This is a genomic window from Streptomyces roseus, assembly GCF_001044425.1.
GTDB lineage: Bacteria > Actinomycetota > Actinomycetes > Streptomycetales > Streptomycetaceae > Streptomyces > Streptomyces roseus.
Genome location: NZ_LFML01000131.1, coordinates 1 through 22,769 on the forward strand (window position 1 = coordinate 1; position 22,769 = coordinate 22,769).

The window sequence follows — 22,769 nt, forward strand, 5'->3', positions numbered from 1 at the left end:
AGATGGTGTGCACGGAGGGACGGTTGATCCGCGTGCAGTGCGGGGTCTGCCCGGCGTACGGGATCCGGGCCCGGTCCGGGCCGGCGCAGGCGGCGGCCCCCGAGGGGAAGAGCCACGGATCGCGGAGCCGCGCCAGTGCCGGGTCCTGCGGGGCGTGGTCGTAGGGGGAGACGCCCGCCGCCTGCACCCGCCCGTCCCAGGCGTAGCGGTACGAATCGGTGCTGGTCCGGGGCTCCGCCACCAGCCCCGTCGCCGCCACCGCGAAGGCCCCCGCCAGCACCAGCGGCACCACCAGGCGGCCCGGCACCCGGCGCAGCGCGAGCAGCGCGACCGCAAACAGCGCCCAGCAGGCCGCGTACCGCCAGGACAGTCCGAGGGGGTCGGTGAAATTGCCGTCGTAGCGGACGGTCCACACCAGGGCGGCGGCGAGGGCGCAGAGCGCGAGGACGGGCAGGGCGCAAAGGCGGAGGGCGGTACGCGGGTTCACGCTTTCAGCGTTCCAGGGAACGGCCCGGATCGGGGTACCGCGCCGCCCATGTCCGCGTTTCGTAAGGTGTCCGAACCGCCTCCGAGTAGCTTCCGGGGGGTGTCATGGGTCCATGCGCTTTCCCCTCCGCCTCCCCGCCGACCCGCCCGTCACCTTCAAGGCGCGGTTGCACGACGCCCGTACCGCGACCGCCGTCGGCCGCTGGCTCGGGCTCGCCTTCGCCGTCTGCTTCGCGACCGGTGTGCTCAGCCACTTCTTCCAGCACCCGCCCGACTGGCTCGCCGACCGGCTGCCGAGCCGCCCGTACTGGGGCTACCGGTTCACCCAGGGCCTCCACGTGATCTCCGGCATCGCGGCGATCCCGCTGCTGCTCGCGAAGTTGTGGGCGGTCTACCCCCGCCTGTTCGCCTGGCCGCCGCTGCGCTCGGTACGGCACGCGCTGGAACGGGCCTCCGTCGCGGTCCTGGTGGCGGCCGGGGTGTTCGAACTGTTCACCGGGCTGCTCAACACCTTCCAGTGGTACCCCTGGCCGTTCTCCTTCGTGCCCGTCCACTTCGCGCTGTCCTGGCTGCTGATCGGCGCGCTCATGGTGCACCTCGCCGTGAAGTGGCCCGAGATCCGGAGCCATTGGACCCGCCGCTCCCCGGGCACCCTGGCGCTGCCCGCGTCCGACGGCCCGGACCGGCGCGCGCTGCTCGCGGGCGTCGCCGCGGCGGTCGGGGCGGTGACGCTGACCACCGCCGGGCAGTCCGTGACCGCGCTCGGCCGGCTCGACCTGTTCGCCCCGCGCGACCCCGCCGTCGGCCCGCAGGGGCTCCCGGTGAACCGCACGGCCAAGGCGGCCGGGGTCACTGCGACCGCCGTACGCGACTGGCGGCTGAGCGTCGCCGGACCCCGCCCGTACACCCTCACCCTCGATGAACTGCGCGCACTGCCCCAGTACGAGGTCACGCTGCCCATCGCCTGCGTCGAAGGATGGAGCAAGAACGCCCGGTGGACCGGGGTCCGGGTGCGCGACCTGCTGGAGCGCGCGGGAGGCGGCCCGGGAACCGGAGCCCGCGTGGAGTCCCTGGAGCCGGCCGGCGCCTACCGGGTGATGGAGATGGGCCGCGAGTACGCCCAGGACCCGCTCACCCTGCTCGCGCTCCGGCTCAACGGCGAGGAGCTCTCCCCGGACCACGGCCACCCCGCGCGGATCATCGCCCCCAACCGGCCCGGCGTGCTCCAGACCAAGTGGGTCGCCCGCCTGGAGGTGGCGTGATGGCGTACCGCTACGCGGTGGCGGGACTCGGCCTGGCCCTGATGGGCCTCGGCGGCGCCCTGCTGGTCCAGCAGCCCTCGCCCTGGCGGATCGCGCTGTGGCTCGCGGGCGCGGTCGTGGTGCACGACGGGCTCGTCGCCCCGCTCGTCATCGCGGTCGCCGCGCTCACCGGCGCCTTCGGTCTGCGGCTGCGCGGGGTCCCGCGTGCCGCCCTGATCGTCGCGGGCTCCCTCACCGCGATCGCCCTCCCACCGCTGCTGCGCCCCGGCGGGACGGCCAACCCGACGGTGGTTCCGCTGGACTACCTGCGCAACTGGCTGCTGACGATGGCGGCCGTCGCCCTGGCGGCGGGACTGTACGCCGGCACGCGCGCGGCGCTGCGCGGGGCGCGCCGGCGCACCTGAGCGGCGGAACGCACGAAAAGCGGCTGAACGCACGAAAGCGGCTGACGCGATACCGCGTCAGCCGCTTCCACGGTTTCGGGCCGGCGCTCAGCGGCGCGGCCGCACGGATCAGCGGCGCAGCTGCACGAAGGCGCGGCCCGCCGCCTGCCAGGTCACCGCGCGGGTCCAGCCGGCGTCGGCCGCCTGCGCTCGAAGCGCCCGGATGCCGAGCCGGGCCCACGGAAAGTCCGCTCCGCGGCCGCCGTTCCCGTCCTCGACGTGCACCTCGACGCGCTCGTCGACGTCCACCGGCGCCGCCTCGACCAGCAGGGTGCCGCCCGGGGCCGCGAGCTCGGCGGCCCGGCGCAGCAGCGCACCGGGATCGCCGCCGATGCCGATGTTCCCGTCGACGAGCAGGACCGTGCCCCAACGGCCCTCGCTGGGCAGCGGTTCGAACACGGACCGGCACAGGGCGCTGCCGCCGGTGCGCACCGTACGGGCCACCGCCTCGGGGGTCACGTCCACGCCCAGCGCGGGCTGCCCGAGGCGGGCGAGGGCGGCGACGAGGCGCCCCGGTCCGCACCCGAGGTCCAGCACCGGACCCTCGCAGCGGGCCAGGACGGTGGCATCGGCCGCGTCGGCTTCGGCGCACCAGCGCTCCACCTCCAGCGGCAGCAGCCACCCGTCGCTGCGGCGCAGGAACAGCGGCCCCCGCCCGGCGCGCAGGGCGTCGGAGTACGGGTCGGCCCGCCAGGCCAGGGCGGCGGCCTCCGCGAGCGGCGCGGTCGTCCGCGCGGTCACCGTACGGCCGCGCACAGATCGGCGTACAGCGCGGCGAACCGGGTGCCGGACGCCGACGCGGCGACCCGCGCCGCGTCGTCCGGGGTGTCGACGTCGCGCAGCGCCGGCAGGTCCCGTACGGGCCGGCCCGTCGCGGCCAGCCGCTGCCGCTGCACCGCCCCGGTGTGCGGGACGGACATGGGTACGCCCAGCAGCAGCGCGGGGTCCGGCTCGGCGAGGCCCAGGGCCCAGAACCCCCCGTCGAGGGCCGGGCCGAACCAGCAGTCCGTCCCGGCGAAGTCGAGGCCCCGGGCGAGGAGCTCCGGGGTGACCTGTGGGGTGTCCATGCCGATCAGCAGCGCGGGTCCCCCGGTGAGGGAGAAGGCCGCGGCCAGCCGGACGTCGAGCCCGCCCGCGCACTGCGGGACCACCTCGACGCCGGCGGGCAGCCAGGGCCCGGGCGCCCCGTCCAGGTAGAGGACGCGCCGCCGGGCCGGTGTGGCGAGGACGGCGTCCAGGGTGTCCTGAAGGGCTGCCCGGGCCAGCTCGGCGGCCTGCCGCGGGGTGAAGTGCGGGGTGAGCCGCGTCTTGACCCGGCCCGGCACGGGCGCCTTGGCGACGACGATGAGCGTGCCCGCGCCGCCGCCGGGGGCGCTCCCGGCGCCGCTCCCGTACGCGCTCACGCGCGGACCCCGCCGGCCGGGACGGGCCGGGCGGCGGGCGTCTCGGCCAGCACCCGCCGCATGTCCCGCACCGCGTGCCAGGTGCCCCGCCACGTCCCGGTGACCTTCGACTTCCCGGCGCGCGGCAGGTACGGGACGTCCGTCTCGGCCACTCGCCAGCCCGCGTCCGCGGCCCGTACGACCATCTGCAGCGGGTAGCCGCTGCGCCGGTCGGTCAGCTCCAGGTCCAGCAGGGCCGCGCGGCGCGCGACCCGCAGGGGTCCGAGGTCGTGGAGCCGCAGCCCCGTACGCCGGCGCAGCATCCGCGCCAGCGCGAGGTTCCCGGCGCGGGCGTGGACGGGCCAGGCGCCGCGCCCTTGCGGGCGGCGCCTGCCGAGCAGCAGGTCGGCCTCGCCGGCCGCGACCCGCGCCGCCATGGCGGCCAGCAGCCCGGGGTCCATGGAGGCGTCGCAGTCGCAGAAGCAGACGAGGTCGGCGCGCGCGGCCAGCAGCCCGGCATGGCAGGCCGCGCCGAACCCGCGCACGGGTTCGCGCACGACGGTCGCGCCCAGGCGCCGGGCGATGTCGGCGGAGCCGTCGGTGGAGCCGTTGTCCACGACGATGGCCCGCCACCCCGCCGGCACCCGGGCCAGCACCCAGGGCAGCGCCTCCGCCTCGTCGAGACACGGCAGTACGAGGTCCGCCCGGGGCGGCACACAAGCAGAATCAGTCACCTCCTCACCGTAGGAAGCGGAGGCGGACGAAAGGGGCTTTGAGTCCTTACGAAACGCGGACGTCGTGCCTGATCGGGGGAGGGTGCCGGACGAACGGGCCGGGGCGGATGTCAGGCTGTGGTCATGGCAGTCAGCAATGCGCACAGTACCGACGGGGCGGCGACGCCCGATCCCGCCGGCGGCGCCGGCATCCTGGTCGTGGACGACGACCCGACCGTTTCGGAGGTCGTGGCCGGATACCTCGACCGCGCCGGATTCACCGTCCGCCTCGCCGCGGACGGACCGGCCGCCCTGCGCGCCGCCGAGGAGCTGCGCCCGGACCTGGTGGTCCTCGACCTCATGCTGCCCGGGATGGACGGGCTGGAGGTCTGCCGGCGGCTGCGGGCGCGCGAGCGCGCCGCCGGGCAGCACGGCGGTCAGGGCGCCGTCCCGCCCGTCCCGGTCATCATGCTCACCGCGCGCGGCGACGAGGACGACCGGATCCTGGGCCTGGAAGTCGGCGCGGACGACTACGTGACCAAACCCTTCAGTCCGCGCGAGCTCGTCCTGCGCGTGCAGTCGGTCCTGCGCCGGGCCGTGCCCGCCGCACCGGCCGCCGGCCCCCGGCTCACCGCGGCCGGCCTGATCCTGGACCCGGCGGCGCGCCGCGTGACCAAGGACGGCGAGGAACTCGCCCTCACCCTCCGGGAGTTCGACCTCCTCGCCTTCTTCCTGCGGCATCCGGGCCAGGTCTGCGACCGGGAGCGGCTCATGCGCGAGGTCTGGGGCTGGGACTTCGGCGACCTGTCGACCGTGACCGTCCACGTCCGCAGGCTCCGCGGCAAGATCGAGGACGACGCGGCCAACCCCCGGCTGATCCAGACCGTCTGGGGCGCCGGCTACCGCTTCGACACCCACCCCACCCCGGCGGCGCCCGCCGCGGACCCGACGAGGACGGCCGGCCGTGACCATGCGTGATCAGGACCTGCTGCTGATCGCCCTGTACGCGCTGCTCGGCGCGGGCGGCGCGGGCGCGCTCGGCGCCGTCGCCCTGCGCGCACTGCGCCGGCGCAGCGTCGCCGTCTCCCTCGCCGTCGTGACCGCCGTCGCCGTCCTCGCCATGCTCGCCGGCACGCTGGCCGTGGCCTGGGCGATGTTCCTCTCCTCCCACGACCTCACCGTGGTGACGGTGGTGGTCGCGGTGGCCGCCGCCGTCTCGCTGGGCACCGCCCTGCTGCTGGGGCGCCAGGTGGTCCGGCGCTGCCGTGAGCTCGTCGACGCCGCGCGGGTGTTCGGCGAGGACGGCACCTTCACCGCCCCCGCCGTACCCGCCCCCGCCGAACTCGCCGCGCTCAGCCGCGAACTGGCCCTGACCAGCGAACGCCTGGCCGCGTCCCGGGAGCGCGAGCGGGCCCTGGAGACCTCACGGCGGGAACTCGTCGCCTGGATCTCGCACGATCTGCGCACCCCGCTCGCCGGGCTGCGCGCCATGTCGGAGGCGCTGGAGGACGGCATGGCCGCCGACCCGGCCCGCTACCACCGGCAGATGCGCACCGAGGTCGACCGCCTGAACTCCATGGTCGGGGATCTCTTCGAGCTCTCCCGCATCCACGCGGGCGCCCTCAGCCTCAGCCCCACCCGGCTGAACCTCTACGACCTGGTCGGTGATGCCCTGGCCGGTACCGACGCCCTCGCCCGCGAGCACGGCGTACGGCTGGTCGGTGACGGCATCGCCTCGCTCCCGGTGGAGGTGGACGGCAAGGAGATGACCCGCGTCCTGTCGAACCTGCTGGTCAACGCCATCCGTCACACTCCCGCCGACGGCACCGTCGCGATCGCGGCCGAAGCCCGCGAGGGTGCGGTGGTGCTCTCCGTGACCGATGCCTGCGGAGGCATTCCCGAGGACGACCTCCCGCGCGTGTTCGACACCGGGTGGCGCGGGACCCAGGCCCGTACGCCTCCGGGAGGCGCGGGTCTGGGCCTGGCGATCGTCCGGGGCATCGTCGAGGCGCACGACGGGCACGCCCACGTCCGCAACGTCACGGGCGGCTGCCGCTTCGAACTCACCCTCCCGGCACCGGCCTAGGGAGGACGTCCGGGAAGCGCCGCCGTCCGCCCGCAGGGCAGACGGCGCTGCTTCCCGGACACCCCCTAGCAGGTCGCGTCCGCCCCTGCCGCCAGCTCCGCCATGCCGGCGGCGAACGGCACCACGGGCCGCCAGTCCAGCTCCCGGCGCAGGCGCGCCGAGTCGGCGGTGATGTGCCGGACGTCGCCGAGCCGGTACTCGCCGGTGACCACGGGGTCCGGGCCCCCGCACGCCGCGGCCAGTGCCTTCGCCATGTCGCCGACCGTCCTCGGATCGCCGCTGCCGACGTTGTACGCGGTGAACCCCTCCGGGCCGCCGGCCAGGGACTCCAGCGCCACGGCGTTGGCCGCCGCCACGTCCCGTACGTGCACGAAGTCCCGCCGCTGGCCGCCGTCCTCGAAGACGCGCGGCGCCTCGCCCCGCGCCAGCGCGGACCGGAACAGCGCGGCGACCCCCGCGTACGGGGTGTCGCGCGGCATCCCCGGCCCGTACACGTTGTGGTAGCGCAGCGAGAGCGCGCGGCCGCCCGTGGCCCGCGCCCAGGAGGCCGCGAGGTGCTCCTGTTCCAGCTTGGTGGTGGCGTAGACGTTCCGGGGGTCCATCGGGGCGTCCTCCCCGACCAGGCCGGGCGCGAGCTCGGCCCCGCAGTGCGGGCAGCGGGGCTCGAACCGGCCCGCCGCGAGATCGGACTCGGCGCGCGGGCCGGGCCGCACCACGCCGTGCGCCGAGCACGCGTACCGGCCTTCGCCGTAGACGACCATCGAGCCCGCGAGGAGCAGTCGGCGCACCCCCGCCGCCGCCATCTCGGCCAGCAGGACGGCCGTACCGAGGCCGTTGGCCGACACGTACGCCGGTGCGTCGCCGAAGTCCTTGCCCAGGCCGACCTTGGCCGCCTGGTGGCAGACCGCGTCGATCCCGGCCAGGGCGTCGCGCACCTGGCCGGGCTCCCGTACGTCCCTTCCGTCCTCCGCGAGATCGAACACCACCGGGTCGTGGCCGCGGTCGGCCAGCTCGCAGACGATGTGCGAGCCGATGAAGCCCGCTCCTCCAGTCACAAGTACGCGCATGATCCGACGCTATGCCCCGGCCCGCCCGTACAGCCGCTGCCCCGGCCGCATGTCACCGATCCGTAAGACGTCCCGGATCCGTGACAGGGTGGCCGGATGCCGATCCACCCCGAGCGCCCCGCCGACCGCCGCCCCGACTCCGGGGGCCCCGTACCGTGGCCGGATGCCGCCGGACTGCCCGGCGATCTCCTCGCGGCGAAATCGGGCGTGTACGACCCGTGCGGGTTCGGCTGCTCGCAGCCGGTCCCCGAGGCCGAGGGCGGCGGGTACGCCGCGCACGCGTTCACCGTGGAGGGGCGTGCCGTCCGGTTCCGCGCGGCCAGGACGACGCCCGCCAAGGCCGGCCAGTTCGTCACCGTGTGGGTGCGGTCGCCGCACGGGCCCATCCGACCCTTCGACACGGCGGACGGCGTCGAGCTGTTCGTCATCGGCTGCCACGACGACCACGGCTTCGGCCAGTTCGTCTTCCCGCTGGACGCCCTGCGCCGCCACGGAGTCGTGTCGGCGGGCGGCGCCGGCGGCAAGCGGGGCCTGCGCGTCTACCCGCCCTGGGTGGCCACCGCCAACCGCCAGGCCGACCGCGCCCGGGCCTGGCAGGTGGAGCACTTCCTCCACCTGCCGCAGGACGGCGCCGCCGACCTGGCCCGCGCCGAGGAGCTGTACCGCGCTTAGGACCGGGTGGTGGTCGCCGGCGAGCGGGGTGCGGCCTCGCGCTGGTGCGGTACCGGGGGGAGCGCCGAAGAGCCGGGGCCCTCGTGGTGGAGCGCGACCGTGCGGGTGGGCGCGGGGATGGAGATGCCCTCCGTCCGGAACCGCTGGTGCAGGCGCTTGATGAACTCGTGCTTGATCCGGTACTGGTCGCTGAACTCGCCGACGCCCAGGATCACCGTGAAGTTGATCCGGGAATCCGCGAACGTGTGGAAGCGGACCGCGCCCTCGTGGTCGGGGACCGCCCCGTTGATGTCGGCCATCACGCTGTCGACCACGTCGAGGGTCACCCGCTCCACGTGCTCCAGATCGCTCTCGTAGCCCACACCCACCTGGACCAGGATCGACAACTGCTGTTCGGGCTGCGTGAAGTTGGTCATGTTCGTCCGCGCGAGGCGGTTGTTGGGGATGATCACCAGGTTGTTCGACAGGTTGCGGACCACGGTGTTGCGCCAGTTGATGTCGACGACGTACCCCTCCTCCCCGCTCGTGAGGCGGATGTAGTCCCCGGGCTGCACCGTCTTCGAGGCGAGGATGTGCACGCCCGCGAAGAGGTTGGCCAGGGTGTCCTGCAAGGCCAGGGCCACCGCCAGGCCGCCGACCCCGAGGGCGGTGACCAGCGGCGCGATGGAGACGCCCATCGTTTCGAGCGCGACCAGGACGCCCATCACGAGGACCACGATCCGTGTGATGTTGACGAAGATGGACGCCGATCCGGCCACGCCGGTCCGCGCCCCCGCCACCGACTGGACGAGCCCGGCGACGACACGGGCCGCGCTGATCGTGGCGATGAGGATGAGCACGGCGGTCAGGGACTGGTTCACGAATCCCAGCACCCGCGTGGTGAGCGGCAGCGTGGAGGCGGCCACCGCGGCGCCGGCGATGACGGCCGCCCAGGGGGCCAGGGTGCGCAGCGCGTCGACGATGATGTCGTCCCCGCTCCAGCGCGTCCGCTCGGCGTGCCGCCCGAGCCACCGCATCAGGGCCCGCAGCAGCAGTCCGGCCAGCGCGCCCGCGGCCAGGGCGATACCGGCCACCAGCCAGTCGTGCACGAGGAGTTCCCGGTTCAACGGACGCCCTCCGCTCGGCGCCGGACCGGGGGAGCGCCGACGGGCCGCGCGGGCCGTCGTATGAGGTGTGTCATCACCTTGTCACCTGTCAGTTTGTCGTGCGTGGAGCCGCGTTCGGGCGTGCGTACGCATTCCGGAACGGGTTGCCATCCTGCCCCATGGCCCGCCAGCCCCGCGCGGGCGGCCCGGTGTCAGACGGCCGGGACCGTGGCCGTCGGAGTGTTCCAGCCGGAGATGCGGACCCTGGGGGCGGACCCGTGCAGGTCCGCCGTTCGGTAGGTCGCGGTCAGGGTGGCCGACTCGCCGGGCCAGAGGCTGATCTGGTTGTCGGACCACCGCACGGGCAGGACGGGGGTGCCCTTCCCGTCGACCAGGTGGAGGTCGGTGAGCAGCGCCGGGGTGTTGCCGGTCCCGGTGTTCCGTACGGTGACGGCCGTCGTCGAGGTCGACGGTGCGCCGCCGCCCTCGTGCGTCGTCGCCGTGGCGGATACGGAGGCCTGCGCCATGGACCGCAGCCCGGTGAGATCGGCGTAGGCCGTGGTCGGCGTGATGTACCAGTTGCTCTCGGTGTAGTCGAGGACGTCTCGGCGCGTGGAGAGCCAGTACACGTTGCGGCTCACCTCGCGCCCGCCGGCGTCCGTCAGGACCAGCCGTGCGAGATACGTCGTGGACAGCCCCTCCACCGAGGCCGGGACGGTCAGCACGGTCGCCTTCGCGCCGTCCCCGCCGACGGCGAGCCCCGTCACGGTCCGGTCGTACTTCCGCGTCCCGTCGGTGTTGAAGAGGGAGACCCGGGCGGTCAGCCCCGACACCGGCGCCGCCCGGCGGTTGACGACGGCCACCGTCCGGTCGTCGTACGCGTACTGGACGTGCAGCGGCTCGTTCGCCTTCTTCGCGCCGAAGTAGGCGCCGTTCTGGTCGAGGTAGCGGTCCACGAGCTGCCAGTGCAGCGAGGTCCAGCCGCTGTTGAACATCCAGTAGACCACCCCCGTCGACGGCTTCGAGGCGTCGGTGGCGTTGCGCGCGTACGCCTCGAACTGCGCGCGGACGTTCTCGTACTGGGCGAGCTGCGCCTTGGCGACGTAGTCCTCCAAGCTGCCCGGAGCGCCGTACCGGCCGCTGAGCGCCTCGTCGTACACCTTGAGGGTGGCGTACGTACGGGACGGCGAGCGGTGGTACTGCGGCGCGGCCGGGTCCTTCCAGAGGGAGGTCAGCTCGGCCGGGGACATCATGCGGCGCAGGGTGTCGAGGGTGGGGATGTCGGGCCCCGCGCTGGTCTCGGAGTTGAAGCCGGTCGCCCCGCCCTCCCGCTTGTCGTACCAGTAGCCGGGCGGCACCCACTCGTACGGACCCGGCATCCGCATCCCCGAGGCTCCCGTCAGCGGCGCCGACTTGGCGGAGGCGGCGGGGACCACCGGAGTCGGCCAGTCTGCGGCCTTCAGGGCGTCGACGTAGCCCTTCTCGATCTCCGCGTCCGGGGCGAAGTCGCTGCCGATGAGGAACGAGATGACGCTGGGGTGGTCGCGCAGGCGGGCCGCCTCGGCCGCCATGGACGCCTGGGCGACGAGGTGGTCGGCCGCCGTCCAGCTCTCGCCCGCCTCGGTGCCGTTGACCTCGCCCTCCCACTTGGTGCAGCACTGCCAGCCGGGCAGCGTGAGGATCCCGTACCGGTCGGCGAGGTCGAAGAACTCGTCGTGTTCGAGGTGCCCTTCCAGCCGCAGCGTGTTGAGGCCCAGGTCCCGCGCGTACGCCAGCCGGTCCTCCGCGTAGGCGGCGTCCCAGCGCAGCAGCTCGTCGGGGGACCAGCCGGCGCCCCGGATGAGCAGCGGCCTGCCGTTGACGAAGTACTGGCGGGCGCCGTCCTTGTTCAGCGGTGCGCGCACGCTGCGGACGCCGAAGCCGTGGCGGGACCGGTCGCAGAGGCCTGCGCCCGGGACCGCGACGGACAGGTCGAGTTCGTACAGTTCCTGCGCGCCCATCCCGGCGGGCCACCACACCCGCGGCCGGTCCAGGCGCAGCTGCGGGGTGTCGGCCGGGGTGAAGGCCACCGTCCTCGTCTCGTGGGCGCGCAGGGGCACCTCCCGGCGGAAGGCGATCCCCGACCCGATGGTGCCGGAGACGGTGGCGGTGCGGGCCTCGGCCGTCTCGTTTCGGACCGTCGCCTTGACGGTCACGTCCGCCGAAGCCAGCGAGGGGGCCAGATCCGTCACCACGTGCGCGTCGCGCAGGGCGACGGGGCCGCCGCGCCGTACGAGCACGTCGCGGACGATGCCCATGTTCTCGTCCGGCGGCGGCTGCAACCAGTCGAGCCAGCCCATGGTGAGGTTCTTGCGGGGGTCGTTCGGCTTGATCCGGAAGGCCACCGCGTTGGTACCGGCGCGCACCCGAGCGGTGACGTCGAGCTCGTGGCGGGTGTACGCGCCGGCGACGGCGGACGCCGTGGCGACCTGCTCGCCGTTGACGTACACGTCGGCCGCGGAGACGACCCCGCTGAAGTCCAGGTAGGTGCGGGCGGCCGTGTCGGCCACGGTGAACTCGGCGCGGAACCACCACGGCACCGCGAAATCGGCGGCCGGGATGCGCCGTTGATCGGTGGAGTGGAACGGGTCGGGATGGGTGCCGTCCGCGACCAGGGCGGCGAGCACCGTCGAGCGCGGCCCCGCCGGGTGCCAGCCGGTCGTCCGGTAGCCCGGGGCGGAGACGAGGGCCGCGGCGTCCGACACCTCGGCCGTCGACCGGATGGCGTACGCGGACAGGGGCGTGGCGCTTCCGGGGGTCCCGGGGACTTCGGTCACCGCCCGTACGAGCGCCGCCCGAGGGGAGGGCGCCGCGGCGGGAGCGCCCGCGACGAGCGCCCCCAGCAGGCCGAGCACGGCCAGGACCGGCGCTGCCCGGCGCGGGACGCGGAGACGGGAGGGGAACACGGCGACGGTCTCCGGAAGGTTCGGGAGCTCAGGGGCTCAGGGGTTCAAGAGGCGAGGGCGGAGGTGATCACGAGGGGCGGCGCGGCGCGCTCGGCGGTCCACGGGTGGCGGCCCACCAGAGCGGGGTCGGCCAGGGCCGAAGCCTCGTCCACGGTGGGCCGGCGCTGGCTGACCTCGCGGAAGCGGGCGCTCTCCAGGAGGATCGGCAGCCGGTCGACGGGCCAGGCGTGGTTGCGCACTTCCTGCCAGCTCCCGTCCGTACGCAGCAGCCGCAGCGGCATCTCCTCACCCAGCCGGTACGAGACCCCCGGGGCTCCCACGCGCAGCGAGGTGTACTCCAGCTCCGTGCAGTCGGGGTCGGTGGTCAGCAGGACGAACGGGGCCCCGGGCCGCAGCAGGCGGCGGATCTCGGCGAACACTCCGAGCAGGGCCTCCTCGGTCGGCAGCGAGGCCGGCACGTGGTTGCACATCACCGCGTCCGCGCACTCGTCGGGCAGGCCCGTCACCCGGCCGTCCCTGACCAGGTGGAACTCCGCGACCGCCGTCGCCGTGCTGCGGGCGATCGCCAGCATCTCGGCGGACGTGTCCACCCCCACCACCCGCGCGCCCAGTACGCGCGCCGCCCGGTCGGCCACCCGGCCGGGCCCGCAGCCGTAGTCCACGAGCAGTTCGTCCGCACCGAGCCGGCGGGACAGGGCCTCGAACACGAACGGATAGCCGAGCAGCCAGTCCGTGGCCGCCTCCACCGCCGCGAAGGCCTCTGCCCCGGCGGGCCCGGCCCAGGCGCCGCCCTCTTCCGCTTGTCCCGCTGACCCGTTGTCCACAGCTCCCCACTATCGGCCCGGCGGGCCGGCCGGCGGTCGCGGCGCGCCCGTCCCGTCCCCCGACGGCGCCGGTCGGCCAAGTGGGGCCAGTGCGCCGGTCCGCCGGGGCGGCTCGTGTTTCCGGCCCCGCGGGGCGGGCAGGGTGGTGGCCTCCGGCCCCCGAACGACGCGAAAGGCACGCCATGACCTCGCCTGTCGGCAGCGAGCCGCTCCCCAACGCCCGCGAACTGTTCGACATCCCCGACGGCGTCGCCTACTTCAACACCGCCAGCCTCGCGCCGACCCTGCGCGCCGGCCTCGTCGCGGGCGAGGCCGCCCTGCTCAAGCGCGCCCAGCCCTGGCGGATCCAGGGCCCCGACTGGTTCGGCGGGGCCGAGCGGCGCCGGGCGCTGTTCGCGGACCTCATCGGGGCCACCGCCGAGGACATCGCCCTCGTACCGGCGACCAGCTACGGGTTCGCGGTGGCCGCAGCCAACCTGACGCCGCGGGCCGGCGAGCGGATCCTGGTCCTCGACGGCGAGTACCCGTCCGGCATCTACACCTGGTGGCGGTTGGCCGAGCGTACGGGGGCCTCGATGCTCACCGTCCGGCGCGAGCCCGGCCAGACCTGGACCGAGGCCGTCCTCGAAGCGCTCGACGACGGCGTGGCCGTGGTCTCGGTACCCCGGGTCCACTGGACCGACGGCGCCCTCCTGGACCTGGACCGGATCGCCGAAGCCACCCGGGCCGCCGGCGCCGCCCTCGTCATCGACGCCAGCCAGTCCGTGGGGGCCATTCCGATCGACGTGCGCACGCTGAAGCCCGACTTCCTCGTCAGCGTCGGCTACAAGTGGCTCCTCGGCCCCTTCGGACTCGGCTACCTGTACGTGGCCCCCGCCCGTCAGGAGGGGCGGCCGCTGGAGGAGAACTGGATCGTGCGCAAGGACTCCGACGACTTCGGGCGGCTCGTCGAGTACCGCACCGAGTACCAGCCCGGGGCCCGGCGCTTCGACGCGGGCGCGCGCACCGCCTTCGAACTCACCCCCATGGCGCTGGCCGCCCTGGAGCAGCTGTCCGCCTGGACCGTGCCCCGCATCGCCGTCACCCTGGCGGCCACCACGGCCCGCATCGCCTCGGCGGCGCGGGAGCGGGGCCTGCCCGTCCCCTCGCCGCGCGGCCCGCACATGCTCGGCATCACGGTCCCCGACCGCCTCCAGCAGCGGGTGGTCGCGGCGCTGGAGGAGGCGAACGTGTTCGTCGGGGCCCGCGGTTCGGCCATCCGCGTCAGCCCCCACCTGCACACCACCGGTGCCGACATCGAGCAGCTGCTGAGCGCGCTGGACACCGCCTTGAACCGCTCCTAGGGGAGCGCACGGGCAGGGGTGACGGGGGATCAGGGCGGGGGCCGCTTGGCGTGGCGGGTCCGGGGGAAACCATCTCCCGCTCCCGCGGCGTCCCTGCGGGGGAGGGGGTGGTGTTCATGTCAGAGGCCGAACCGAAGGTGTGGCGGCTCGCCGCGCTGGTGCCCGTCCTGGCGGCCGCGGCCGTCCACGGCTGGGCGCGCTGGTGCTACGCGGCCGCCGCGGCGCCGTCCGCCGGGGTCGCGCTGGTGGGTGGAGCGGTCCTGGTGCTCGGCGCGTCGGTGCTCTACTTCGTCTGCGTCCGCGGCACCCGGAGCCTCTTCGGGGCGCTCTTCCTTGCGCTGGGGCTGTTGCTCACCGTGACGGCCACGGATCAGGCGCAGTCGCGCGCGGAAGTGGCCCCGTGCGTCGTCCGCGAGGTCAAGGAGCAGGTGACGAGCTCCGCCGGCGAAGGGCCCCCGAACTCGCGGACCATCTACCGCCACCTGCTCGACTGTCCCGGCGGATACCCCGACGAGCTGACGGAGGAGCGGCGCCTCGCGGCCGCGGGCGGGGAGATCCGCGTCGCGTACGACCTCCGGCACCGGGTCTCCCCGGCGCCGGAGGGCGAGAGCGCGTCCTGGACGGCCGGTCTCGGCGCCGCGGTCCTGCTCGTGCTGAGCACGCTGGTGGCCGCCGCCGGCCCGTTCCGGGACGAGTAGGGCGGGCAGGGAGGGCCGGGGCGAAGCGGGGCCGGGGGTGGCTACTGCGGCTTCGGGGGCGCGTAGAACCCGGTCGTCGCCCGCACCGCCGAGGCCACCGCCGCCTCGTTCTCCCCGGAGGCGGCGTGCGCCTCGCCCCAGGCCTCGCTGCTGCCCGTCATGAAGGCCCGGGCCTCGTCGGACGCCATCCACGCGACCGCCTCCGAGGGGTCAACGGAATTGCCCTCCAGGTGCATCCCGAGCCCCAGCACCGTCAGGTCCCAGCCGACACCGACGGCCCCGGGCCCGTACTGGTCCCAGAACTTCGGCTCCACCACCGCGACGTGTTCGAGTTCTAGGTGGGTCCGCTGCGGTCCCTCGGGCGTCAGCCGCACCTCCACCTCGCTGAAGCCGGGCGCCTGGCCCATCACCCAGCTCACCCGCAGCATTTCCGGCGGCTCGCACCGCAGGATCTCCCCGCTCGCGTTCCCCTCCGTCCGGTAGTGGCCGCCCTGCCGCAGGTCGCCGCTGACCGGCAGGAACCACCGCCCGAGCCGCTCCGGGTTCGTACAGGCGTCCCACACGTCCTCGGCGCCGGCCGGGTAGGTGCGGCTCAGCAGTACGGTCCGCGCTTCCTCGCCGCCCACCTCGCGGCGGCCGACCTCGCGGTGGACGTCGTTGATCTGCCGGACGATGTCGCTCATCGCGCCTCTCCTCGTTCCTGTTCCCGACGCTCTCGGCGGCCCCGCGCGAGCTCCGTGCCCAGCGCGTCCAACCGCTGCTCCCAGAAGCCGCGGAACCGCTCCAGCCAGGCGTCGACCTCACGCAGCGGCTCGGCCCGGACCTCGTACAACCGCCGGGTCCCCTCGGCCCGCACCACGGCGAAGCCGCTCTCCCGCAGCACGCGCAGGTGCTGGGACACGGCGGGCTGGGAGATCCCGAATTCCTCCCGGATCACTTCGCCGACGACGCCGGACGGCTGCTCACCCGCTGCGAGCAGCTCCAGTATCCGGCGCCGTACGGGGTCCGCGAGTACGTCAAAGGCGTGCACACCCGCCACCGTGCCACCCTCTGCTTATATAAGCAAGGGCTTAGATTAGCGTCGCCCCGCGAGCCGCGCCCCGCGCACCGGGCGGGGCCGGTACGGTCCGGTTCGTTCGGGTCGGTTCCGTTCGGTTCCGTCTGGTTCGGTTCCATGTGGTTCGACGCATCGAGGACGAGGAGGGCCGGCGTGCCCATCGCCACCGTCAACCCCGCCAACGGGGAGACGCTCAAGACCTTCGACGAGCTGGACGCCGGGCAGATCGAGCAGCGCCTGGCGGCCGCCCACGCGGCCTTCCGCGGCTACCGCACGACGGCCTTCTCCGAGCGCGCCCGTCTCCTCGTCGGCGCGGCCGAGCTCCTCGACCGGGAGCAGGACGAGATCGCCCGCACGATGACGGTCGAGATGGGCAAGCCGCTCGCCGCGGCCCGGGCGGAGGCGGCGAAGTGCGCGAAGGCCATGCGCTGGTACGCGCGCAACGCCGAGGGACTGCTCGCCGACGAGCATCCCGCACAGGCGGAGGTCGCGGACTCCGGCGCCTCCCGCGCTCGGGTCCACTACCGGCCGCTGGGCGTGGTCCTCGCGGTGATGCCCTGGAACTTCCCGCTCTGGCAGGTGGTCCGCTTCGCGGCGCCCGCCCTGATGGCGGGCAACGCGGGGCTGCTCAAGCACGCCTCGAACGTGCCGCAGACCGCGCTCTACCTGGGGGACCTGTTCCGCCGCGCAGGATTTCCCGACGCGGTGTTCCAGACGCTGCTGGTGTCCTCCCGCGCCGTCGAGGGCATCCTGCGCGACCCCAGGGTCGCGGCGGCGACCCTCACCGGCAGCGAGCCGGCCGGCCGGGCCGTCGCGGCCGTCGCCGGCGACGAGGTGAAGAAGACCGTCCTGGAACTGGGTGGCAGCGACCCCTTCGTGGTGATGCCGTCGGCCGACGTCGCACGGGCCGCCGAGGTCGCCGTGACCGCCCGGGTACAGAACAACGGCCAGTCCTGCATCGCGGCCAAGCGGTTCCTCGTGCACGCCGACGTCCACGAGGAGTTCACCCGTGCCTTCACGGCCAAGATGGCCGCGTTGACCGTCGGCGACCCGCTGTCGGAGTCCACCGATGTCGGCCCGCTCGCCACCGAGCAGGGGCGCGCCGACCTCGAGGCGCTCGTCGAGGACGCCGTACAACGCGGGGCGACGGCCCTGTGCGGCGGACAGCGGCCGGACGACCTGCCGGAGGGTCTGGCGCGGGGCTGGTTCTACGAGCCGACCGTCCTCACCGGCATCACCCCGCAGATGCGCATCCACCGCGAGGAGGCCTTCGGTCCGGTGGCCACCGTGTACCGGGTGCGGGACCTCGACGAGGCCGTGGAGCTGGCCAACGACACGCCGTTCGGCCTGAGTTCCAACGTGTGGACCCGTGACGAGGCGGAACAGGAGCGCTTCGTACGGGACATCGAGGCCGGCGGGGTCTTCTTCAACGGCATGACCGCCTCCCACCCGGCGCTGCCCTTCGGCGGCGTGAAGCGCTCGGGGTACGGGCGCGAACTCTCGGGGCACGGCATCCGCGAGTTCTGCAACGTGACCACGGTCTGGCACGCGGCCGAGCCCGGCAACGGCTCGTAGACGCTGCCGGACCCCGGTCCGAGCCGGGGTCCTGGCCGCGGTCCGAGCCGCGGCCCGGTCGCTGCCGCACGTGCGTCGGGCATGCGCGGCACTCGGCGGGGTAGGCGGGACGCGGGTGGGAAGCGGGCGGAACCGGCGCGAAGGAGAGCACGATGCACCACCTGAATCGCAGCGGCCGGGAGAACCGTGCCGCTCTGTTCGACGTCGACGGGACGCTCGCCGACACCAACCACCTGCACGTCGTCTGCTGGTGGGAGGCGCTCCGCCAGGCGGGGCACCACGTCTCGATGCACGCCGTCCACCGGGCGATCGGCCTGCCGGGCGAGGACCTGCTCGCCCATCTGCTCGGCGACGGGCAGGAAAGGGACACGAGCGAGGACGAGGCGCTCAGCGCCGCGCACGACACGCTCTACGGCACCTACTTCGACCGCCTGCCCCGGATCGACGCCGCGGACGAACTGCTGCGGGCGCTCGACCGGCGCGGCTGGCGGGTCGTACTCGTCACCTCCGCCGGCAGCGAAGAACTCGACGCGCTCAGGCGGGCCGTCGACGCCGACGACGTCATCGCCGCCACCGCGAGCTCCGACGACGTGGAGGAGGGCAAGCCCGCGCCCGATCCCGTCCACCACGCTCTCGAACTCGCCGACGCGTCCGCGCACGCCTCCGTGTTCGTCGGCGACACCGTATGGGACATGAAGGCCGCCGCCCGGGCCGGGGTCGCGGCCGTGGGCCTGCTGTGCGGCGGCATCCCGCGCCACGACCTCGAAGAGGCCGGAGCCCGCGCGGTCTACCGGGACCCTGCCGACCTCCTCGGCCGGCTCGACCAGAGCCCCTTCGCCTGAGCCGCCGACTGCCCACTGCCCACCGCCCACTGCCCACTTCCGACTGCCGACCGCGGGCCGCCCGGGCCGTCTGCCGCCGGACGCAGGCCTGCGGGCGCCGGTCAGGACGCGGTGTTCGCCCACCCGTCCTCCAGCAGGTCGAACACCACGTGCAAGGCCTTCCGCGGGTCCGCCTGGCCGCGGGCCAGACTCGGGCTCGCCATGACGAAGCGCGCCAGCGCGGCCGTGCGGACATCGCCCTCCGGGGCCCCGGTGGCCTCCGTGAGGGCGGCGAGCAGCGCCGTCTCGTGCCGCAGCCACATCCGGTCCCGGTACTCCTGCAGGGCGGGCGTCGACTCCACCAGCTCCGTGAACGCGGCGAACCCGGGGCCGTCCTGGCCGGTCGCCGTGAGGGAGTGCGTCAGGTGGTCGCGCAGGGCGTGCAGGACGGATCGGCCCGCGGGCCGGTCGTGCACGGCCGCGACCAAGGCGGCCTCCTTGCCCTCGTCCTCGTCGAAGACCAGCGCTTCCTTGCTCGGGAAGTGCTTGAACAGCGTCGTCACCGCCACGTCCGCCGCCTCGGCCACGTCCCTGACGCCCACGTTGTCGAAGCCGCGCTCGGTGAAGAGCCGCATGGCGGCGTCGGCCAGCGCCTTGCGCGTCTGGGCCTTCTTGCGCTCGCGGCGCCCCGTCGTCCCGGTCATGCCGACCATCCTACGCGTAGTGACTAGCGGCTCACTAAGGCTATCTGTTGCATGTTCTGTCGGCCGGACCCGCCGCACTACCTCGCCGGGGCGCCCGGACAGGTTTCATCGGGGCGACGGGGGTAGGGGCCCATGGGGACCTGGGGGCGCTGGCGCGGAACCGGAGGCGACGTGGAGCCGGAGATGAGCGAGCCGATGGGAGCAGGGGCCCGGACGAGGAGGCTCGGCCTGTACGGCGAGGCCACGGTGGTCGGACGCTGCCGCACCTTCGTCCGCGGCGTCCTCGCGGACTGGGCCTGGCCCGCGCCGGAGCACTCCGGCGGCCTTACGCGGGAGGAGCGCGGCGCCGCCGTCGAGGACGTCCTGCTGTTGGTCTCCGAGGCGGTGACCAACGCCGTCAGGCACGGGGGAGGCCCCACGGAGCTGGTGCTGAGGCTCCGTCCGCGCGCTCCGGACGCCGCGCGTCCCCGTGCGGGGGATCTGCGGATCGAGGTCAGCGACACGAGCCTCGCGCTCCCGCGGCTGAGGACGCCGACGGTGCGGGGCCTGCCGGGCGGATACGGCCTGAGGATGATGACCCTGCTGGCCAGGCGCTGGGGAGTGGTGCCGAGCCGGGCGGGCAAGACCGTCTGGTTCGAGGTGGCGGCCCCCTGTCAGGCGCAGGGCTTGTCTTCCTCGACCGGCTGCGTGCCGGGGCCGGAACCGTTGGGGAAGTAGGCGCGGGTGCCCGTCAACTCCGGCAGCCGGGACACCCGCGGGCTGATGCCCGACTTCCTTGACCCGGTCGGATCGCTGCCGTGTCGATCGTGCGCCGGGGCGGTCGTACATCAAGGACCCACCGGGCGGGCGGTCCAGGCGGTCGTCTCCGACCCCGGTGAGGCGGCCGCGCGGGAGCGATCGGGCACGGGACGCACCCCGGCCTCCCGGCACCGCGAGGGCGCCGGGAGGCCGGTCTGATGAGGGAGCGCGTCAGTCCTTCAGCGTGTCCTTGATCTTCTCCTTGGCCTGACGGGCGTCGCCCTTCGCCTGCTCGGCGCGGCCCTCGGCGGTCAGCCGTTCGTTGCCGACAGCCCGGCCCGCCGCCTCTTTGAGCTTGCCCTTGGCCTGCTCCCGCTTGGCCTTGGCCTTCTGTTCACCGGACATGGGGTCCTCCACTGGGCAGGGAACTCCGGACGCTCTCGCGTCTGACCCGGATGGCCCGCAGTAAACCCCGCCGGGACGCACGGGCGGCCGCGGGCGCGCGGACCCCGTACGGAGGACACCCGTACGGGGGAGAAGGCAGCCCCCGGTCACGGCCGCCGGGTCCCGTTCACCGAGCCCCTCGGACCCGGTCGGCCGGTCGGCGCCCGGGGGAACACGCCCGGCCGGGGGCCGGATGCTTGTAGCATTCCTGCCCATGTCGAAGCCTGACGACCTGCTCGTTGCCATCGCCGCCGCTGTGGAGTCGCAGCAGACCAATCAGATGTCCTTGACCGTCCTGGTGGACGGCGCCGTCATCACCGGCCGCCTGGCCCCCGAGAGCGCGTGGCGCCGGCGGGTGGCGGAGGTCCTCGCGGACTCGGACCGGCTCGGTACGTTCGCGAGCCTGTTCATGGACGCCGACGACGGCCATCCCGCACCGAAAGACCCGCCGACCCCCTCCTACCTGCACTTCCACGTGGCCCGCATCCTCCAGGGCACCGTGGGCATCCCGGAGACCGGAGGGATGTACCGGATCGCCATCAAGGACGTCAGCGCCTGGACGATGGGCGACTTCAGCTACTCCGAACCGTAAACCCCACTCGTACGGCCCCGTTTGGGCCGGTGCTGCCAGGGCAGCCGCATCCACATGTCTGAGCTGGACGAACGGGAGACGGCGACCGTCACGACCAAGGTCCCGGCGCGCCTGGACCGGCTGCCCTGGTCGCGGTGGCACTGGATGGTCGTGATCGGCCTGGGGACCGTATGGATCCTGGACGGCCTCGAAGTCACGGTCGTGGGAAGCATCGCGGGCCGGCTGTCCGAGGAGGGCAGCGGCCTCGACATCACCGACGCCCAGGTCACCGGCCTGGCCGCCGCGCTGTACGTGGCGGGTGCCTGCTCGGGTGCGCTCGTGTTCGGGCGGCTGACGGATCTGTACGGCCGCAAGAAGCTCTTCCTGGTCACCCTCGGCGTCTACCTGGCGGCGACGGCCCTGACCGCGGTGTCGTTCTCCGCCTGGTGGTTCTTCCTCTTCCGCTTCCTCACCGGATTCGGCATCGGCGGCGAGTACGCGGCCATCAACTCCGCCATCGACGAACTCATCCCCGGCAAGTACCGGGGCCGGGTGGACCTGATCATCAACGGCAGCTTCTGGCTCGGCGCGGTGGCCGGCGCCCTGCTGTCCGTACTCGCGCTCAACGAGAACATCTTCCCGCCCTCGGTCGGATGGCGCCTCACCTTCGCGCTCGGCGTGGTCCTGGGTCTCGTGATCCTCCTCGTACGGCGTCACGTGCCGGAGAGCCCGCGCTGGATGTTCATCCACGGCAGGGCCGAGGAGGCCGAACAGCTCGTCACCGAGATCGAACGCCAGGTGGAAGCGGAGAAGGGCGAACCGCTGCCCGAGGCCGGGGAGTCCATCACGGTCACGCAGCGCCACAGCATCGGATTCGGTCTGATCGCGAAGACCGTGTTCCGCTCCTACCCCCGTCGCGCCGTCCTGGGGCTGTCGCTGTTCATCGGCCAGGCCTTCCTGTACAACGCCATCACCTTCGGGTTCGGCAGCATCCTGATCCGCTTCTTCGACGTCTCCAGCACCGTCACGGGCTACTACTTCGCAGTCGTCGCCGTCGGGAACTTCTTCGGCCCGCTCTTCCTCGGCCGGCTCTTCGACACCTGGGGCCGCCGCCCGATGATCGCGGGCACCTACGTACTGTCGGGCCTGCTGCTCTTCGGCACGGCCTGGCTCTTCGGGGCCGGAATGCTCAACGCCGTCACGATGACGGCCTGCTGGTGCGTGGTCCTCTTCTTCGCCTCCGCCGGGGCGAGTTCGGCGTACCTCACGGTCAGCGAGATCTTCCCGATGGAGACGCGGGCCATGGCCATCGCCTTCTTCTACGCGATCGGAACGGCGGCCGGCGGCATCTCGGGCCCCCTGGTGTTCTCCGGTCTCACGTCGAGCGGCGTGGTCTCCGACACCGTCCTGGCCTTCTGCATCGGCGCCGCGCTGATGGTGGCCGCGGGGATCGTGGCGGTCTTCTTCGCGGTGGCCGCGGAGGGCAAGCCGCTGGAGCAGATCGCCACCCCCCTCTCGGCCCGCGACACCGGCGGCGGGGCCGCCTGAGGGCCGCGGCGCCCGTCGCCCTCGCCGCTTCCTGCGCTTCCTCGGTCCCCCTTGCGGATTGGCTGCCTTCTCCAGGCATGAAACGCGCCGTGGATGGTACACGCAGGGTGTTCCGGTGCGCTCAGGCGCCGGGCGCTTGGAGGTCGTCGTGATTATCCTCGGAGTGATCCTTCTGATCATCGGCTTCGTCACCGGAATCTCGATCCTGTGGACGATCGGTCTGATCCTGGCCGTCATCGGCCTGATCCTCTGGGTGCTCGGCGCTGTCGGGCACGCGGTGGGAGGACGCAAGCACTACTGGTGAC

24 protein-coding genes and 1 pseudogene are annotated in these 22,769 nt (G+C 73.8%); 13 read left to right on the plus strand and 12 right to left on the minus strand.

Annotated features, from left to right (window positions below):
• A pseudogene (locus ACS04_RS29415) lies at window positions 1-487 on the minus strand (hypothetical protein); the annotation flags it as partial.
• 112 nt (window positions 488-599) lie between these two features.
• Between ACS04_RS29415 and ACS04_RS29420 the strand changes: the two are divergent.
• Together ACS04_RS29420 and ACS04_RS29425 are read left to right on the plus strand one after the other, a co-directional pair.
• On the plus strand, window positions 600-1,748 hold the full coding sequence (locus tag ACS04_RS29420) for a molybdopterin-dependent oxidoreductase (protein WP_048479861.1): 1,149 nt from the start codon (window positions 600-602) through the stop codon (window positions 1,746-1,748).
• Window positions 1,748-2,152: a hypothetical protein gene (locus ACS04_RS29425; RefSeq protein WP_048479862.1), complete on the plus strand. Its 405-nt coding sequence runs from the start codon at window positions 1,748-1,750 to the stop codon at window positions 2,150-2,152. Before ACS04_RS29420 ends, ACS04_RS29425 begins: the two co-directional genes overlap by 1 nt.
• Window positions 2,153-2,260: 108 nt before the next feature.
• On the opposite strand, the gene ACS04_RS29430 is transcribed toward ACS04_RS29425, so the two are convergent.
• Genes ACS04_RS29430 through ACS04_RS29440 form a run of 3 tightly spaced genes read right to left on the minus strand, consistent with a single transcriptional unit; the run spans window position 2,261 to window position 4,307 of the window.
• Entirely contained in the window at window positions 2,261-2,947 is a 687-nt protein-coding gene (locus tag ACS04_RS29430; RefSeq protein WP_158977631.1) for a class I SAM-dependent methyltransferase, read from the minus strand.
• Window positions 2,929-3,594, minus strand: a complete 666-nt coding sequence (locus ACS04_RS29435) for a TIGR04282 family arsenosugar biosynthesis glycosyltransferase (RefSeq protein ID WP_048479863.1) — start codon at window positions 3,592-3,594, stop codon at window positions 2,929-2,931. The genes ACS04_RS29430 and ACS04_RS29435 overlap by 19 nt, the downstream gene beginning before the upstream one ends.
• On the minus strand, window positions 3,591-4,307 hold the full coding sequence (locus ACS04_RS29440) for a glycosyltransferase family 2 protein (RefSeq protein WP_048479864.1): 717 nt from the start codon (window positions 4,305-4,307) through the stop codon (window positions 3,591-3,593). Before ACS04_RS29440 ends, ACS04_RS29435 begins: the two co-directional genes overlap by 4 nt.
• A 123-nt stretch (window positions 4,308-4,430) precedes the next feature.
• On the opposite strand from ACS04_RS29440, the gene ACS04_RS29445 reads away from it, so the two are divergent.
• Entirely contained in the window at window positions 4,431-5,264 is an 834-nt protein-coding gene (locus ACS04_RS29445; RefSeq protein WP_048479947.1) for a response regulator transcription factor, read from the plus strand.
• A complete protein-coding gene (locus ACS04_RS29450; protein ID WP_048479948.1) occupies window positions 5,257-6,372 on the plus strand; it encodes a sensor histidine kinase in 1,116 nt (371 codons plus the stop codon). Before ACS04_RS29445 ends, ACS04_RS29450 begins: the two co-directional genes overlap by 8 nt.
• Window positions 6,373-6,437: 65 nt before the next feature.
• On the opposite strand, the gene ACS04_RS29455 is transcribed toward ACS04_RS29450, so the two are convergent.
• The gene (locus ACS04_RS29455) at window positions 6,438-7,439 is read right to left on the minus strand and encodes an NAD-dependent epimerase/dehydratase family protein (RefSeq protein ID WP_048479865.1); all 1,002 of its coding nucleotides are present in this window, start codon (window positions 7,437-7,439) and stop codon (window positions 6,438-6,440) included.
• 96 nt (window positions 7,440-7,535) lie between these two features.
• Here ACS04_RS29455 and ACS04_RS29460 point away from each other — a divergent pair, with 96 nt between their 5' ends.
• Complete coding sequence (locus ACS04_RS29460; protein WP_078865494.1) at window positions 7,536-8,111, plus strand: MepB family protein; 576 nt, start codon at window positions 7,536-7,538, stop codon at window positions 8,109-8,111.
• Here the strand turns inward: ACS04_RS29460 and ACS04_RS29465 are convergent.
• The 3 genes from ACS04_RS29465 to ACS04_RS29475 form a co-directional block, all read right to left on the minus strand.
• The gene (locus ACS04_RS29465; RefSeq protein WP_048479866.1) at window positions 8,108-9,217 is read right to left on the minus strand and encodes a mechanosensitive ion channel family protein; all 1,110 of its coding nucleotides are present in this window, start codon (window positions 9,215-9,217) and stop codon (window positions 8,108-8,110) included. The two genes, ACS04_RS29460 and ACS04_RS29465, sit on opposite strands and share 4 nt — an antisense overlap.
• Window positions 9,218-9,408: 191 nt before the next feature.
• The gene (locus ACS04_RS29470; protein WP_078865496.1) at window positions 9,409-12,141 is read right to left on the minus strand and encodes a glycoside hydrolase family 2 protein; all 2,733 of its coding nucleotides are present in this window, start codon (window positions 12,139-12,141) and stop codon (window positions 9,409-9,411) included.
• 44 nt (window positions 12,142-12,185) lie between these two features.
• Window positions 12,186-12,965 carry a class I SAM-dependent methyltransferase gene (locus ACS04_RS29475; RefSeq protein WP_048479867.1) on the minus strand — a complete coding sequence of 260 codons (780 nt, stop codon included), beginning with the start codon at window positions 12,963-12,965 and terminating at the stop codon, window positions 12,186-12,188.
• A 182-nt stretch (window positions 12,966-13,147) separates the two neighbouring features.
• On the opposite strand from ACS04_RS29475, the gene ACS04_RS29480 reads away from it, so the two are divergent.
• Together ACS04_RS29480 and ACS04_RS29485 are read left to right on the plus strand one after the other, a co-directional pair.
• Window positions 13,148-14,308, plus strand: coding sequence for an aminotransferase class V-fold PLP-dependent enzyme (locus ACS04_RS29480; protein WP_048479868.1), 1,161 nt, complete (start codon window positions 13,148-13,150; stop codon window positions 14,306-14,308).
• Window positions 14,309-14,424: 116 nt separating this feature from the next.
• Window positions 14,425-15,006, plus strand: a complete 582-nt coding sequence (locus ACS04_RS29485) for a hypothetical protein (protein ID WP_158977634.1) — start codon at window positions 14,425-14,427, stop codon at window positions 15,004-15,006.
• Between the two features lie 41 nt (window positions 15,007-15,047).
• Here ACS04_RS29485 and ACS04_RS29490 read toward each other — a convergent pair whose 3' ends face one another.
• Window positions 15,048-15,689 carry an SRPBCC family protein gene (locus ACS04_RS29490; RefSeq protein WP_048479870.1) on the minus strand — a complete coding sequence of 214 codons (642 nt, stop codon included), beginning with the start codon at window positions 15,687-15,689 and terminating at the stop codon, window positions 15,048-15,050.
• The gene (locus ACS04_RS29495; RefSeq protein WP_107438738.1) at window positions 15,686-16,045 is read right to left on the minus strand and encodes an ArsR/SmtB family transcription factor; all 360 of its coding nucleotides are present in this window, start codon (window positions 16,043-16,045) and stop codon (window positions 15,686-15,688) included. The genes ACS04_RS29490 and ACS04_RS29495 overlap by 4 nt, the downstream gene beginning before the upstream one ends.
• A 171-nt stretch (window positions 16,046-16,216) precedes the next feature.
• On the opposite strand from ACS04_RS29495, the gene ACS04_RS29500 reads away from it, so the two are divergent.
• Both ACS04_RS29500 and ACS04_RS29505 read left to right on the plus strand, forming a co-directional pair.
• Window positions 16,217-17,638, plus strand: coding sequence for an NADP-dependent succinic semialdehyde dehydrogenase (locus ACS04_RS29500; RefSeq protein ID WP_048479872.1), 1,422 nt, complete (start codon window positions 16,217-16,219; stop codon window positions 17,636-17,638).
• Between the two features lie 152 nt (window positions 17,639-17,790).
• Window positions 17,791-18,480 carry an HAD family hydrolase gene (locus tag ACS04_RS29505; protein ID WP_048479873.1) on the plus strand — a complete coding sequence of 230 codons (690 nt, stop codon included), beginning with the start codon at window positions 17,791-17,793 and terminating at the stop codon, window positions 18,478-18,480.
• A 101-nt stretch (window positions 18,481-18,581) separates the two neighbouring features.
• On the opposite strand, the gene ACS04_RS29510 is transcribed toward ACS04_RS29505, so the two are convergent.
• Complete coding sequence (locus ACS04_RS29510) at window positions 18,582-19,163, minus strand: TetR/AcrR family transcriptional regulator (RefSeq protein ID WP_048479874.1); 582 nt, start codon at window positions 19,161-19,163, stop codon at window positions 18,582-18,584.
• Window positions 19,164-19,346: 183 nt separating this feature from the next.
• On the opposite strand from ACS04_RS29510, the gene ACS04_RS29515 reads away from it, so the two are divergent.
• A complete protein-coding gene (locus ACS04_RS29515; RefSeq protein WP_245236599.1) occupies window positions 19,347-19,880 on the plus strand; it encodes an ATP-binding protein in 534 nt (177 codons plus the stop codon).
• 252 nt (window positions 19,881-20,132) lie between these two features.
• Here ACS04_RS29515 and ACS04_RS36845 read toward each other — a convergent pair whose 3' ends face one another.
• On the minus strand, window positions 20,133-20,306 hold the full coding sequence (locus ACS04_RS36845; protein ID WP_078865497.1) for a CsbD family protein: 174 nt from the start codon (window positions 20,304-20,306) through the stop codon (window positions 20,133-20,135).
• A 253-nt stretch (window positions 20,307-20,559) separates the two neighbouring features.
• Here ACS04_RS36845 and ACS04_RS29520 point away from each other — a divergent pair, with 253 nt between their 5' ends.
• The 3 genes from ACS04_RS29520 (at window position 20,560) to ACS04_RS38730 (ending at window position 22,768) form a co-directional block, all read left to right on the plus strand.
• Entirely contained in the window at window positions 20,560-20,937 is a 378-nt protein-coding gene (locus ACS04_RS29520; RefSeq protein ID WP_048479875.1) for a hypothetical protein, read from the plus strand.
• A gap of 54 nt (window positions 20,938-20,991) precedes the next feature.
• Window positions 20,992-22,464 (plus strand): MFS transporter, encoded by a 1,473-nt coding sequence (locus ACS04_RS29525; RefSeq protein WP_048479876.1) that lies wholly within the window; start codon window positions 20,992-20,994, stop codon window positions 22,462-22,464.
• 148 nt (window positions 22,465-22,612) lie between these two features.
• Window positions 22,613-22,768, plus strand: coding sequence for a DUF6131 family protein (locus ACS04_RS38730; protein ID WP_167352611.1), 156 nt, complete (start codon window positions 22,613-22,615; stop codon window positions 22,766-22,768).
• The last annotated feature ends 1 nt before the right edge of the window (window position 22,769 follow it).